This window comes from Corynebacterium sp. 239_CJEI (genome assembly GCF_001055995.1).
Classification (GTDB): domain Bacteria; phylum Actinomycetota; class Actinomycetes; order Mycobacteriales; family Mycobacteriaceae; genus Corynebacterium; species Corynebacterium jeikeium_D.
Genome location: NZ_JVOW01000034.1, coordinates 86,515 through 99,318, shown reverse-complemented (window position 1 = coordinate 99,318; position 12,804 = coordinate 86,515). Strand labels below are relative to the sequence as shown.

The window sequence follows — 12,804 nt, the reverse complement described above, 5'->3', positions numbered from 1 at the left end:
CCATTCGGTTGTCTCAGTGCCCCTTCCCTCGACACTGAGGCTAGCCAACTTAAGCGCTGGCTCTACCGTGGAAGAACTCCCCTAGCCCTTCTCTGACTCGCTGCACATCATGGTCGGTTCCCATCAGCTCGAAGCGATATAAATATGGAACCTTGCACTTGTAGGAGATGACATCCCCTGCTTTACAGAAGTCCTCACCGAAGTTGAGATTGCCGGCAGCAGTCACACCTCGGATGAAAGAGCGGTTGTGCTCATTATTAAGAAATTTGATGACCTGCGGAGGAACTGGCCTTGAGTTACCGCCGCTGATGGAAGCGCCGCCACCATAAGTCGGGCAAATGAGGACGTAGGGCTCATCGACGATAAGCTCCGGCTCATTACGACGGATGGGAATGCGGGCATTTTTGATATCTAGCTTTTCAACAAACTTGTGTGTATTCCCCGTCGCCGAGGAGAAATACACCACCAGCATGAGAGCTTCACCCTTTACATCGCAAAACCCCCGCAATCTTCGTTTCCCGGGTGGTCAACGAAATCTGCGGGGAGGTGTGTGATTCTTAAGCTGCCTGGAGAGCCTTGATGCGGTCCGGGCGGAAACCCGACCAGGTCTCAGTGCCAGTGTCAACGACCGGCGCCTGGAGATGACCGAGAGCCATGACGTAATCCCGAGCCTCATCATCCATGGTGATGTCGACGATATCGTAGGCAATTCCAGCCTTATCGAGGGCGCGAGTGGTAGCGCGGCACTGGACACATGCAGGCTTGCTGTAAACGGTAACCATGACTCTCACAAACTTTCTGGCTTTGAGTAAGACCAATGAATCGGATCGACTTCGTACAAACAACGGAAGCGGCCGAGGAATCAGCGGATTGATTGAATGACTGAAAGCTCCCGGAGGTCCATGAGAAACCGAGTACGGGTGGCCGACAGATCCTTTTAGCTATCCTTGGCTCGACATCGAAAACACTACACTTGGTGCCTAGAAAACTCTAGTCATACTAGATGTAGTACTCACAACCATGGTATTCCCTGTTCGGAGATCTCTGGCGCACAAGATGTTGTACACAGACGCACCACAACCTTGTAATTTCACGCTAAAAATTCTAGAAAATCGTAGAAAAACAACTATCGGCGCCTTTTGGTTAAACCAATTACTGCAAGACAGCTCGAGGCCAATCACACCAATACCAGGCGCCGCACCGCCCCTCCCCTTCCCTGTCCCTCCCCTGCCCAACTTCGGACTCAGCAGCGATCTCAAAAAATCACGGGCTGCACATGTGAACATGGGCTGCACATGTGAAACTGTGTAAGTTTATGACACTTTCAAGCCATTTTTCGAGCCATTTCTGTCATAAACGTAGTCAGTAACTTCCATCGCCCCACCGCCGCCAGCCATAAACGCAGTAACCGCCTGAACCTCCCCTCCCTAAAAACCAAAAACCGCAACCTTTAGCCACAGTAAAACTGCGACTTCAGATTGCGGTTTTGGCAATAAATGAGGAAGCTATTTGCTTCGCGCTAGCCTAAATAAGGCTTAGCCCTGGCGGGCCTTGAAGCGCGGCTCCTTCTTGTTGATCACGTAGACCTTGCCACGACGGCGCACGACCTGAGCGCCCGGCTTGTTCTTCAGCGACCGAAGGGACTTGCGGACCTTCATTCGGGCGCTCCTTTCTACTCGGCTCCGAAACGGGAATGTGCACACTGCACTCTCCCCGGACAATCACCCCAGTGACTGCCTGGCAACGCACCCTTCCTGATAATCCGAAGAAATATCAAAGAGTATGCGTTACGACACGAGTTGCCATACTACCTAATAAGCGGAATAACTCCAAAAATCCGGGGGAAACATGTCCTTTGACGGTCAACCCCAAGATTGCGACTCCCCACGTTGCAACTGCCTCCGCTTCTCTATTTGGCAGCAGCAATCATGTACTCGCGGACCTCGGCAAGTGTCTTGCCCGAAGTCTCCGGCACCGCCTTGATGGTGAATACCAGCGCAATTGCGCCCGTGATGGCAAAGAAGAAGAACGACCACGCACCACCGACAGCATCCACCATCGGGAGAAATGCCTGCGCCACAAACCAGTTCGCAACCCAGAGCGCGAGACCTGCCAGCCCCATACCCAGGCCACGGGCTTCTGTCGGGACAATCTCGGAAATCAGGAGCCAGGTCGCCACTGACACAGCCGCCTGCTGAAACACGATAAATACAGTCATCAGCAGAAGCGACATCATGGCACCCGTCGAAGAGTTACTCGACAGGCCATAGACGGGCGCCAGCACGAGCAGCGAGCTTGCACAGCCCACCAAACCGATAATCAGCATTCGCCGGCGACCAACGCGGTCAATAATGCTCATACCGATTGCACACGAGATCACCGAGGCGATACCGATGATGATGGAGGTGTAGACAGAGCTTTCCGTCGACAAGCCAACCTTGTTCATCATCGTCGGCGCGAAATACATAATCGCGTTCGCACCCGTGACCTGCTGCGTCACGCCAATCAGCATCGCAATGATGACGGTGCGTCGCACCCACGGGGTTTTCACGGCCAGACGCTCTGCTGCACGCTGATCGGCGCTTGACGACGCCTCACCAACGGCAACCTCAGCCAACGTCGCCTCATCTCCCTGCATCTGACGCAGCACGGCCAGCGCCTTGCCCTCCTGTCCCCGACGGACGAGGTAAGCCGGTGTGTCCGGCAGAACCAGCATGCCGATGAGCAGCACGATGCCGGGGACAGCGCCGAATCCAAGCATGAGTCGCCAGTTACCGGAGGAGGCTAGGGCGGAGTTGGTGAGGAACGCCACCAGCTGACCAATCACGATCATCAGCGAGTTCAGGCTGACCAGGCGTCCACGCACATGCGGTGGTGCCATTTCGGAGATGTACATCGGTACGACGATGGAAACACCACCGATACAGACGCCGAGCAAAGTACGCGCAGCACCCAGCGAAAACGCACTAGCAGCGAAAGCGCACCAGATACTGCCGATGATGAAGCCGACCGCTCCGAGCAGGATGGTGCCACGGCGCCCCAGGGAGTCCGCTACGCGACCGCCCAGGAACGCACCGATAGCCGCACCGACCAAGAGCATGGCGGTGACAGTGGACTCCTGTCCTGGAGTCAGCTCAAAAGAGCGCTGGATATACAGCAGCGCGCCCGAGATGACACCGGTGTCGTAACCAAAGAGGAGGCCGCCCAGAGCGGCGATGATAGCCACGGCTATCGACCGAGATGTGGTGGTTTCCCGGTTCGGTCCAGTCTTATTCTGTTCGGTTGTACTCACGCTGGAAATCTTGCCACCGTCCGGGCAAAGACCCCCTATCCGAACAGCACTTACTCGATAAAGATGAGAGTTTTGGCACTCTTCTGGCAGGAAAATCATCCCTTTTCCCGTCCGGAACTAGCGGTAGAGTGAGGCTCATGACCCCAGTAGGCACACAGGATTTCCCGCATCCCCTCCAGTCGGAGATTATTAACGACCTCCACGTCCAGCCCACCATCAATGCCGCCGAGGAAATCAGCCGCCGAGTCGATTTTCTCTGCGATTATTTCCGCACCGCGCACGCCAAGGGATTCGTGCTCGGAATTTCTGGCGGCCAAGACTCCACGCTGGCCGGGCGTCTAGCGCAGTTGGCCGTCGAAAAGCTTCGCGACGGCGGTGAGGATGCCACTTTCATTGCCATTCGCCTCCCCCACGGCGTCCAGGCCGATGAGGACGACGCACAGGTGGCACTGCAATTCATTCAGCCTGACCAAAGGCTAACTATCGATATCGCACCGGCCACCGCCGCGATAACCACCCAGGTCACCGATGCCCTGGCCGGCAGCGCTATCAGCGATTCCAACAAGGGAAATATTAAGGCCCGCATGCGAATGATTGCCCAGTACGCAGTGGCGGGTGTTGACGGCGCTTTGGTCATCGGCACAGATCACGCCGCGGAGGCGGTCACCGGCTTCTACACCAAGCACGGCGACGGCGCCTGCGACCTCGTCCCGCTGCAGGGGCTGAGCAAGCGCCAGGGCGCGGCCTTACTCCGTCACCTCGGCGCACCAGCCAGTACGTGGGAGAAGGTGCCGACGGCCGACCTGGAAGAAGACCGCCCTGCGCTTCCCGACGAAGTTGCGCTCGGGGTGACCTATACCGCCATCGACGACTACCTCGAAGGCAAGGCTGTCTCAGATGAGGATGCCGCGCGAATCGAGCACCTCTACTCCATTTCCCGGCACAAGCGAGCCGTCCCGCCCGGACCGGCCGATTCCTGGTGGCGCTAGGCTACTGCCCCGGGCCACCGATCTAGCGTCCCGGACAGAGCAGCAAACCCCTTAAGAGAAGGCCTCCGCGCCAGCGTCCCAAATAGCCCCAACTGCGGCCAAGCTGTCTGCCGCACCGGCTTCGGCGCTGGGTTCCAGCGCAGGTGAACCATCCTGGACCAGCTCGGCGGTCACCAAACCGTGGGCGAACGCCCACATGGCCAATCCCTTAGGCTCATCGCCGGCAACCTTAATGAATGCATCGCGAATCCAGGCATCCAACGACGAAGGCGAGACGACATTCACGAAATTAGTGCGACTCATCAGCCGGTAACCATGCGGATCGTCGAGAACTGCCTGGCGGTACGCCTGCAGCAGAGACGCCGAAGTGCATTCCTCATCAATGGCAGCATGAATACGCTTGCCCAGATTCTCGAGGCTCTCGGTCAGCAACAGCTGAAGGAGCTCTTCTTTACCGCTGATGTGCTTGTACAGCGATGGCGCCTTCACATCGAGCCGCGCCGCTAGGCGGCGCATGCTGATAGCACTCCAGCCCGATTCGCGCAGCATCGCGCGCGCTTCATCTACGATCTTCTGCATACGTGGAGACTGCCTGCGCACATCGGGCTGCGCTGGCACCCCATCGGTCGATTCTATGGTGCACGTCACATTTGCGACTGTAACGGGTTGAATCTCACTTAGGGCGCTTTTGGGTAATTTAACCCAACAATTTTTAAAAAACAGCTAACGGCGGTGCTCAGTCACTAAAAGCTGCCTTTGCACGCTACAAGCTTTGCTTCACGACGGAGCCCCCACCGTCGTAAAGCAAAAGTGCCGTATGCCACCGCTACACTTCGTAGCGATTCGGCTCCTCCCCGAGGTGGAAATGGCGACCCGAAACATCGTTCGGGGTAATGCGCACGTAGTTGTACTTTAACGTCGGCAGCCAGGGCTTCAGCGGCAGCTCATCTGCAGCGTTAATATCCGCGCGGGAGGTGAGAACCTCTGCGTCACCCTTTACGATGACCGACCAGGCCTTCTGAGCATCCTTGTCAACAAAGTCGGCCTCAAAAAGAACATCGTGGTTCAGAGAAACAGTAAAGAGCTTCGACCCCTCGGCAGTGCGGAAGTAAATGCTCCCCTCATGAACAACGTAGTTCAGCGGGAAAAGATCCATATCGTCTTTACGACGAACAACCAGGCGCCCAAAAGTCTGCGTAGCCAGCAGCTCAAGGGATTCTTCGGTGGACAGTTTCTGAATAACGGAGTCGTTGTGTGCCATACCCCCAGTATTCCACCGTTCAGACAAAGTTGCTACAGCCATACGGATTACCAATCATTGAGGTAGACGGCGAGCACACTACCCCAGGGTAGATACAAGAAAACCCCCGGTCATTTCGACCGAGGGTTTTCATACTGGTGGAGCTAACGGGACTCGAACCCGTGACCCCCACACTGCCAGTGTGGTGCGCTACCAGCTGCGCCATAGCCCCAGAATCAACATCGAAGTGGCTTTCACCCTCCGCTGTGGACTCCTCAAAGGCTACATGGCACTGTCATGTATCACCAAATCCGCATGTAGAACACTCTTTTACGTATTCGCCGAGTGCCCTAGAGCAGATCTGCCGAACATGAACTGAAGATGAATCGTGTGAGCGTGCACGGAACCTAGCGCAGGGCCACCTTGACCCACTGCCCCAGTCCGCCATCACCGGAAATGTTCTCCAGAATATCCTTGCCATCGACAAAGACGTGCGGTGAGGAAACCTTGCCCAAGCGCTTCTCAAGGTCATCGAAGTTAGCATTTGCGCTTGCCTTAGCCTCGGTGGTGTCGATGCCGGAACGGACTTCGCTGACAATTTCGTCAGCAACACCGAGCTGCTCCAGACGGTCAGCCAACTCATCATCGCTCCACGTGACAGAGTTCTGCTGGTCAGCCATCATCATCGTGCGGAAGTTCCAATATGCGCGAGCATCACCGGTCTCAGCAATCTTGCGGGCAACCGCGAAGACGCGAGTGGAGTGACCGTCACGCTGCTCCTTCTCCTGACCATCCAGGAAGTTCAGCGTGCGGTATTCAGCGACAAGCTTGCCGTCGTTTAGCGCCTTGAGCTCATCATCGTGGCCCTCTTCGCTCATCTGAGCACAGTAGTGGCACGAGAAGTCCTCAAAAATCGTGGCTGTTTTAGCCCCTTCGGCGCCGTCCTTGCTCAGTCGGATGACATCGCCGTCGAGTGCGACGGAGAAGTCGACGTCCTCATCTGGCAGTCCCTCAATCGGCTGCGACCGGCCGATGTAGATAACGCCACCAATAACAACTGCAACGACAGCAAGAAGAGCAATCAGGCCGACGACGAAGCCACTGCCCTTTTCATTTGGATTCTTAATCTTCTGACTCACACCGCTTACGATAGCGGTGTTTTCTTGCCAATGACACAATTGCGCCTGAGAAAACAGAAATGGTTGCTAGGCCACATCGCTAGGCCCCATCACCTTGCCCCATTCCCCTGGCCTATCCCCTAGGCTTCCCCTCTAGCCAGCGGACTAGGCGTAAATGGCAAACTTCTTCCACGGCCATACGTACACAAATACTGCCAAGGCCAGAAAACCTATATCTCGGGCGATTTCCGTCAGATACGTAGCGGGGCCAGCGTTCTCGTCGTAGCCACCGCCACCAAAGCACCCGCAGTCAATCTGCAGGCCGCGCGCCCACGCCGATATAATGCCGCCGATAAACACCAGCAAGAGCGCGCCAGACAACACCGCTACCGGGCGCAGGAAAAGCCCCAATACCAGCAGGAGTCCGAGGATAACTTCGAAAGCGGGCAGCGCAACCGCTACCATCGGCACCAAATCGCTCGGCAGCAGCTCATAAGCTTGAACTGCCTGACGCGATTCCAGCGGGTTCAGCAGTTTGATAAGACCCGAGTACAACCAAACTGCAGCCAGGCCGAATCGTGCCACCACGCCTACGAAATTCTTCATACATAGAAATGTTAGTACAGGCTAACTGTTTACAGCTAGCCCAACGGTTACCGATTACCCGTTCAGAACTGCCGAGACCACGTCCTGCGCCTCAGCCTGAACCTGTGCCAGATGATTTGCGCCCTTGAAGGACTCCGCGTAGATCTTGTACTTATCTTCAGTGCCCGACGGACGTGCCGCGAACCAAGCGTTCTCCGTAACCACCTTGAGGCCACCAATCGCAGCGCCGTTGCCCGGTGCTTCAGTCAGTTTGGCTGTAATGGTCTCCCCTGCCAGGGTGTCGGCCTTGACCTGCTCCGGCGAGAGCTTCTTCAGGATTGCCTTCTGCTCACGGGTTGCGTCCGCATCGGTGCGGGCGTAAGCCGGGGCACCGTACTTATCGGCGAGCTCTGCGTAGAGCTGTGATGGAGTCTTCTCAGTCACGGCCTTGATCTCGCTGGCCAGGAGATCCAGGATGATGCCGTCCTTATCGGTAGACCACACAGTTCCGTCGTGACGCAGGAACGATGCACCAGCGGATTCTTCACCGCCGAAGCCGATGGTGCCGCCGAGCAGACCCGGGACGAACCACTTGAAACCGACTGGAACTTCCACGAGCTTGCGGCCCAAATTGGCAACGACGCGGTCAATCATCGACGAAGACACCAGCGTCTTACCGACCGCGGTCTCCTGCGACCAGCCCGGACGGTGCGCAAAGAGGTAGTCAATGGCAACGGCCAGGTAGTGGTTCGGGTTCATAAGACCCGCGTCCGGTGTGACAATTCCGTGGCGATCGGAGTCCGCGTCATTGCCGGTGGAGATGTCGAACTTATCGCGGTTACCAATCAAGGACGCCATCGCATTCGGCGAGGAGCAGTCCATACGAATCTTGCCGTCTGTATCCAGCGTCATAAAACGCCAGGTCGCATCAACCAGCGGATTGACCACGGTCAGGTTTAGGTTATGCGCATCGCCAATTGCGCCCCAGTAATCCACCGACGCACCACCCATTGGGTCGGCGCCGATACGCACGCCGGCATCACGGATGGCGTCGAGGTTGACAACATTCGGCAGGTCCGACACGTATGCGTTGAGGTAGTCGTGCTTTACGACGAGGTCTCCGGCCTTATCCACCAGCTGGCGCTTAACCCCATCCAGGCCCTTAGCCAAGTATTCATTAGCACGAGCTGCAATCCAGTCCGTCGCATCCGCGTCCGCCGGACCACCGGTCGGCGGGTTGTACTTAAAACCACCATCCCGTGGCGGATTGTGGGAAGGGGTAATCACGATGCCGTCGGCACGCGCGGCGCTACTCCCCGTCGGACCTCCCTCCACGTCGCGGTTGTACGTCAGAATCGCGTGGCTGACTGCCGGAGTCGGCGTGTAGCGATCCTGAGCGTCAACCATCACGGTGATGCCGTTGGCCGTGAGCACCTCGAGGGCGGAAATCATTGCCGGCTCGGACAGGCCGTGGGTATCGCGACCGACGTAGAGCGGACCTTCAATGCCCTGGCCCTTGCGGTAATCCACGATTGCCTGAGTAGTGGCGTGAATGTGGTCTTCGTTGAAAGCGCCGTCGAGGGAGGAACCGCGGTGACCGGAAGTACCGAAGACGACCTTCTGGTCGGGGTTATTCGGGTCCGGGTGCTTTGTGTAGTAAGCAGTGACCAGTTCCGCGACATCGATAAGGTCGGATGGCTGGGCCAATTGCCCGGCGCGCTCATGAGCCATTGTGGGTATCCTCCTGCTGAATCGGCGAACTGCGCAACCACCGATTTCACCGCCGACGAGCCGGCCGGAATGGGGAAACCGGACTTAAATGCGCTTCCTCTTCCCCAGTGTCCCCGTTTTAGGGTCAGCGCGCATGGCAAGAACCACTCGGTAAGGCAAACTCGCCCCTGCAATAGGGTGCAGTAGGTAGATTGTCGCGTGCCGACGGGAACACCTCCTGGTGAAAGATTCCGAATTGTCGGCGCCTACCTCCCCTTTCGCCACTGTGCTAGCGTTTTCACCGTGAATGAGGAATCTGTCGTTGCGAAACTGCCATCAGCAGGACGGGCGCAGGTTCTCATGGCCCTGGTTGTCGCCGGCGGTGCCGCTATTGGCGCGGTAAGTCGCTTTCTGCTCGGCGCGGCAATCGATGCGATTGTGAGCTCGGGAACTAGCGCAGTTTCGACCACTGCCATCAACTTGTTGGGCTGCTTTCTCTTCGGCCTGGTCAGCAGTATCGCGTTTGCTAATCCTCGGCTTTCCGCTTTCTGCGGTACTGGCTTTTGTGGCGGTTTCACCACTTTCTCCGCATTTGTCATTCTCTTGTTGGTGCAAGCGGACACGTCAGTCGTACTGATTGTGAGCGTCGGACTTATTCATCTGCTGTGCTGCCCTCTCGCCTACTGGTTGGGCACCAAGTGCGCACGGGAGGTCGCGGAATGACCGGCGATCTCCTCGGCTCTTTTTCCTCGGCACTCTCTGCCATCCTCGCTATCGCAGTTGGCGCGGCAGTAGGTGGAGCGCTGCGCTATGCGCTGGCCGAACTTGCGGTGAAGTGGGCTGATTCCAAACTACCCGGAACGTGGACCGCGAATATGATTGCCTGCTTCGTCGCCGGTGTCGCTGCTGTGGTGTGGTCGCGGGGAACGTCGATAAGCAATGGCATGACGCCTGCTCTGGCCTATGCGACGGTAATGATTGGCTTCGCCGGCGGCCTGTCGACGTGGTCCACACTCGCCGGAGAGATCGTACGCCTTAAGAACCAACACTTTTGGAGGGCATGTGGGTACCTTGCTCTCACACTGATTGGCGGAATAGTTTTTGCTTTCGTCGGAATGTGTTTACCCCCACTTGTGGCGAATTAGTAGCACAATAATCATTTTCTGAGAAATTAATGATCGAATTTAGGCTTTCTACCAGTAAAGTTCCACAGCATGGAAAGCTTCAGCGATTTTGCCTCAGCGGCGGATAGTTTTATTTGGAGTCCGTATCTCCTGATCCCCGCGCTGATCGGCACCGGAATCATTTTGACCATTCGCCTGGGTGCAATTCACCTGGTCAAACTCGGCCCGGCACTGCGCCTCGGACTCATCGACCGTAACGACGAAGACGCCGAGGGAGATATCACCAACTACCAGGCGCTTGCGACGGCTCTCGCGGCAACAGTCGGTGTCGGCAACATTGTCGGTGTCGCTACCGCGATCGGCCTGGGTGGACCCGGTGCGCTGTTCTGGATGTGGGTGACCGGCCTGCTTGGTATGGCATCGAAGTACTCCGAGGCATTCCTGGGTGTGAAGTACCGTCAGGTCGATGCAGCTGGCGAACAGTCCGGTGGCCCGCAGTACTACCTGCGCAAGGCCATCCCGAATGGTTTTGGTAAGACGCTGGGTATTCTCTTCGCCGTCTTTGCTGCGCTGGCAGCGTTTGGTATCGGCAACCTGACCCAGGGCAATGCCGTGGCCTCGAACCTGGAAAACAGCTTCGACATCGATCCGACGCTCTCCGGCATGATCATGTTCATCCTGGTAGGTGCGGCGCTGATGGGTGGCATTAAGTCGATTGGCCGCATCACCGCCGGCTTTGTGCCGATGATGATTGTGCTCTACATCGGTGCGGCCGTGTGGGTGCTCGTCGCCAATGTCTCGGCGCTGCCCGAGACCTTCAAGCTCATCTTCACCGATGCTTTCACCGGCACCGCGGCCGTTGGTGGGTTCGCAGGCTCCACGCTCATTCTCGCCCTGCAGATGGGTGTTGCCCGCGGCCTGTTCTCCAACGAGTCGGGCCTGGGTTCCGGTGCTATCGCCGCTGCCGCCGCATCGACCACTCACCCGGTTCGTCAGGGTCTGGTCTCCATGACTCAGACCTTCATTGACACCATCATCGTCGTGTCCTTCACCGGCCTGGTTATCATCAGCACCGGTGTTTGGCAGGATGGCAACGTCGACACTGGCGCTCTGACTGCTGAGGCATTCTCCCGCGGTCTGCCTGGCCACTGGGGTGGCACAATCGTCACGCTGTCGGTTGTCTTCTTCGCATTCTCCACCATGCTGGGCTGGTCCTACTACGGTGAGCGCGCCTTCGAGTCCCTGGTCGGTCGCCGCGGCACCGGTCTCTACCGTGCGGTCTTCACCTGCGTAGTCTTCGTCGGCGCTGTTACTCATCTGGAAACCGTCTGGTCCGTCGCCTCGGCTCTCAACGGTCTGATGGCGCTACCGAACCTCATCGGTCTGATTGTCCTGTCCGGGCTCATTGCGCGCGAGACAAAGGCCTACCTCAAATTTGACCCGCAGTTGCGCGCAACGGCTGCAGAGATTGATAAATGGCAGTCTCAGCAAAACTTCGAGGCCTTCAGCAAGAACTAGCTGAAACTAGCAGCTGCTCGTAGGGACTACGGCAAAAACTACGAGCAGGTCTGCGCGGTCTCCGGCTTTTCGATTGCCGCAAGCGCGTCGTCAAGCACAGAGACCTTTACCAATTTCATATCGCCTCGGTCGGCAGTCACCGCTTCTGCGCAATTGCCTTCCGGCACGAAGAACATCTCGGCGCCCTCATCTCGGGCGGCCGAGATTTTGTGTGTAATGCCACCGATTTCGCCCACGTTGCCGGCAGCGTCAATAGTGCCGGTGCCAGCGAGGTCCTGCCCCTCGGTCAGATCGCCTGGACTCAGCTTGTCAATCACTCCGAGCGTCATCATGAGACCCGCCGACGGACCTCCAATGCCGCTGAGCTGGTACTCAACCTTGGTGTCGTCCGCGGATTGCGCCCCCATCCCAACGCCGAGCAGCGCGGCATTCTTCTGATGCGGGTTTTCCGCCAGTGTCACAGAAATATCGACGGCTTTCTCGGGGTCAGAGTCCTCGCCCTTAGCAGTCTTCTGCTTGTCGACGGTCGCAGACTTGACCCTCAACGTGACAGTATCGCCCGGGTTGCGTCCGGCAATGATCGCCTTGACTTGCTCAGGCTTGCTTACGGCCACCCCATCCACGGCGAGAATCACATCGTCTTCATGCAGTCGCCCATCGACAGGACTATCCGGCACTGTGTAGGCGACGGTGACTTCCATCGGCAACCCGAGATGGGCTAGCGCAGCGGAGGTGGCGTTGGCCTCCGACTCGGTGAATGCAGCCTTGTTCTCCTCTTCCACCTCGTCCTGGCTCTGGCCCGGAGGGAATACCGCCTCAATGGGGACGATATCGTTGTCACGATCGAACCACAGGCCAATGACCTGCGGCAATGTCAGGTTATGCCTGACTGCGACGGTTGTCATATCCAGCGTGCCCTTAGAGCGTTCGGAGTCCGCAGCACTGCCGCTGACTGAGATAATGCTCTTTCCCTCGACATCGCTGAGGACGTCGAAGACCGGGCCAGGCCCCTGCGCGGCATAGGGCACTGTCAGCGTTGGCAACGAAAGCACAGTTGCCAACGCGGCGATGGGCACAGCGCCCGCAACAAGAGTTTGGGTACGACGATTCACAAATAACACCCTACATTCTCGCTATCTGCCTACTGGACACCTGATGAATCTTGTCCGTGTCTGTTCGCTGGGCGCGAAGTTGCCAATAAAGTGGTGCTTTTAAGTACTCACGCGGG

Annotated in this window: 14 protein-coding genes and 1 tRNA gene; 4 read left to right on the top strand and 11 right to left on the bottom strand. The window is 57.4% G+C overall.

Annotation, left to right across the window (positions count from 1 at the left end):
- Positions 1-49: 49 nt before the first annotated feature.
- From nrdI to ADB08_RS10015, 4 genes are all read right to left on the bottom strand, one after another.
- Positions 50-472, bottom strand: coding sequence for a class Ib ribonucleoside-diphosphate reductase assembly flavoprotein NrdI (gene nrdI / locus ADB08_RS10030; protein ID WP_049172860.1), 423 nt, complete (start codon positions 470-472; stop codon positions 50-52).
- A gap of 85 nt (positions 473-557) precedes the next feature.
- Positions 558-782, bottom strand: coding sequence for a glutaredoxin-like protein NrdH (nrdH, locus tag ADB08_RS10025; protein ID WP_005511161.1), 225 nt, complete (start codon positions 780-782; stop codon positions 558-560).
- Positions 783-1,535: 753 nt separating this feature from the next.
- Positions 1,536-1,658 (bottom strand): type B 50S ribosomal protein L36, encoded by a 123-nt coding sequence (gene ykgO, locus ADB08_RS10020; protein WP_005511141.1) that lies wholly within the window; start codon positions 1,656-1,658, stop codon positions 1,536-1,538.
- 251 nt (positions 1,659-1,909) lie between these two features.
- Positions 1,910-3,391, bottom strand: coding sequence for a sugar porter family MFS transporter (locus tag ADB08_RS10015; RefSeq protein ID WP_152682218.1), 1,482 nt, complete (start codon positions 3,389-3,391; stop codon positions 1,910-1,912).
- Between the two features lie 38 nt (positions 3,392-3,429).
- Here ADB08_RS10015 and nadE point away from each other — a divergent pair, with 38 nt between their 5' ends.
- Positions 3,430-4,281, top strand: a complete 852-nt coding sequence (nadE, locus tag ADB08_RS10010) for an ammonia-dependent NAD(+) synthetase (RefSeq protein WP_049172856.1) — start codon at positions 3,430-3,432, stop codon at positions 4,279-4,281.
- Positions 4,282-4,332: 51 nt separating this feature from the next.
- On the opposite strand, the gene ADB08_RS10005 is transcribed toward nadE, so the two are convergent.
- The 6 genes from ADB08_RS10005 to pgm form a co-directional block, all read right to left on the bottom strand.
- Positions 4,333-4,929: a TetR/AcrR family transcriptional regulator gene (locus ADB08_RS10005; protein WP_224784081.1), complete on the bottom strand. Its 597-nt coding sequence runs from the start codon at positions 4,927-4,929 to the stop codon at positions 4,333-4,335.
- 178 nt (positions 4,930-5,107) lie between these two features.
- Positions 5,108-5,542 carry a pyridoxamine 5'-phosphate oxidase family protein gene (locus ADB08_RS10000; protein ID WP_016422245.1) on the bottom strand — a complete coding sequence of 145 codons (435 nt, stop codon included), beginning with the start codon at positions 5,540-5,542 and terminating at the stop codon, positions 5,108-5,110.
- Positions 5,543-5,677: 135 nt separating this feature from the next.
- A tRNA-Ala gene (locus tag ADB08_RS09995) sits at positions 5,678-5,753 on the bottom strand.
- A gap of 175 nt (positions 5,754-5,928) precedes the next feature.
- On the bottom strand, positions 5,929-6,660 hold the full coding sequence (locus tag ADB08_RS09990) for a DsbA family protein (RefSeq protein ID WP_016422244.1): 732 nt from the start codon (positions 6,658-6,660) through the stop codon (positions 5,929-5,931).
- Between the two features lie 144 nt (positions 6,661-6,804).
- Complete coding sequence (locus ADB08_RS09985) at positions 6,805-7,245, bottom strand: MauE/DoxX family redox-associated membrane protein (RefSeq protein ID WP_016422243.1); 441 nt, start codon at positions 7,243-7,245, stop codon at positions 6,805-6,807.
- Between the two features lie 54 nt (positions 7,246-7,299).
- The gene (gene pgm / locus ADB08_RS09980; protein ID WP_049172852.1) at positions 7,300-8,955 is read right to left on the bottom strand and encodes a phosphoglucomutase (alpha-D-glucose-1,6-bisphosphate-dependent); all 1,656 of its coding nucleotides are present in this window, start codon (positions 8,953-8,955) and stop codon (positions 7,300-7,302) included.
- Positions 8,956-9,237: 282 nt separating this feature from the next.
- On the opposite strand from pgm, the gene ADB08_RS09975 reads away from it, so the two are divergent.
- From ADB08_RS09975 to ADB08_RS09965, 3 genes are all read left to right on the top strand, one after another.
- On the top strand, positions 9,238-9,657 hold the full coding sequence (locus ADB08_RS09975; RefSeq protein WP_224784093.1) for a fluoride efflux transporter FluC: 420 nt from the start codon (positions 9,238-9,240) through the stop codon (positions 9,655-9,657).
- Positions 9,654-10,079, top strand: coding sequence for a fluoride efflux transporter FluC (locus tag ADB08_RS09970; protein ID WP_049172850.1), 426 nt, complete (start codon positions 9,654-9,656; stop codon positions 10,077-10,079). Before ADB08_RS09975 ends, ADB08_RS09970 begins: the two co-directional genes overlap by 4 nt.
- 69 nt (positions 10,080-10,148) lie before the next feature.
- A complete protein-coding gene (locus ADB08_RS09965; RefSeq protein WP_048733326.1) occupies positions 10,149-11,576 on the top strand; it encodes an alanine/glycine:cation symporter family protein in 1,428 nt (475 codons plus the stop codon).
- 38 nt (positions 11,577-11,614) lie between these two features.
- Here ADB08_RS09965 and ADB08_RS09960 read toward each other — a convergent pair whose 3' ends face one another.
- The gene (locus ADB08_RS09960) at positions 11,615-12,688 is read right to left on the bottom strand and encodes a YlbL family protein (RefSeq protein WP_049172847.1); all 1,074 of its coding nucleotides are present in this window, start codon (positions 12,686-12,688) and stop codon (positions 11,615-11,617) included.
- Positions 12,689-12,804: the final 116 nt, after the last annotated feature.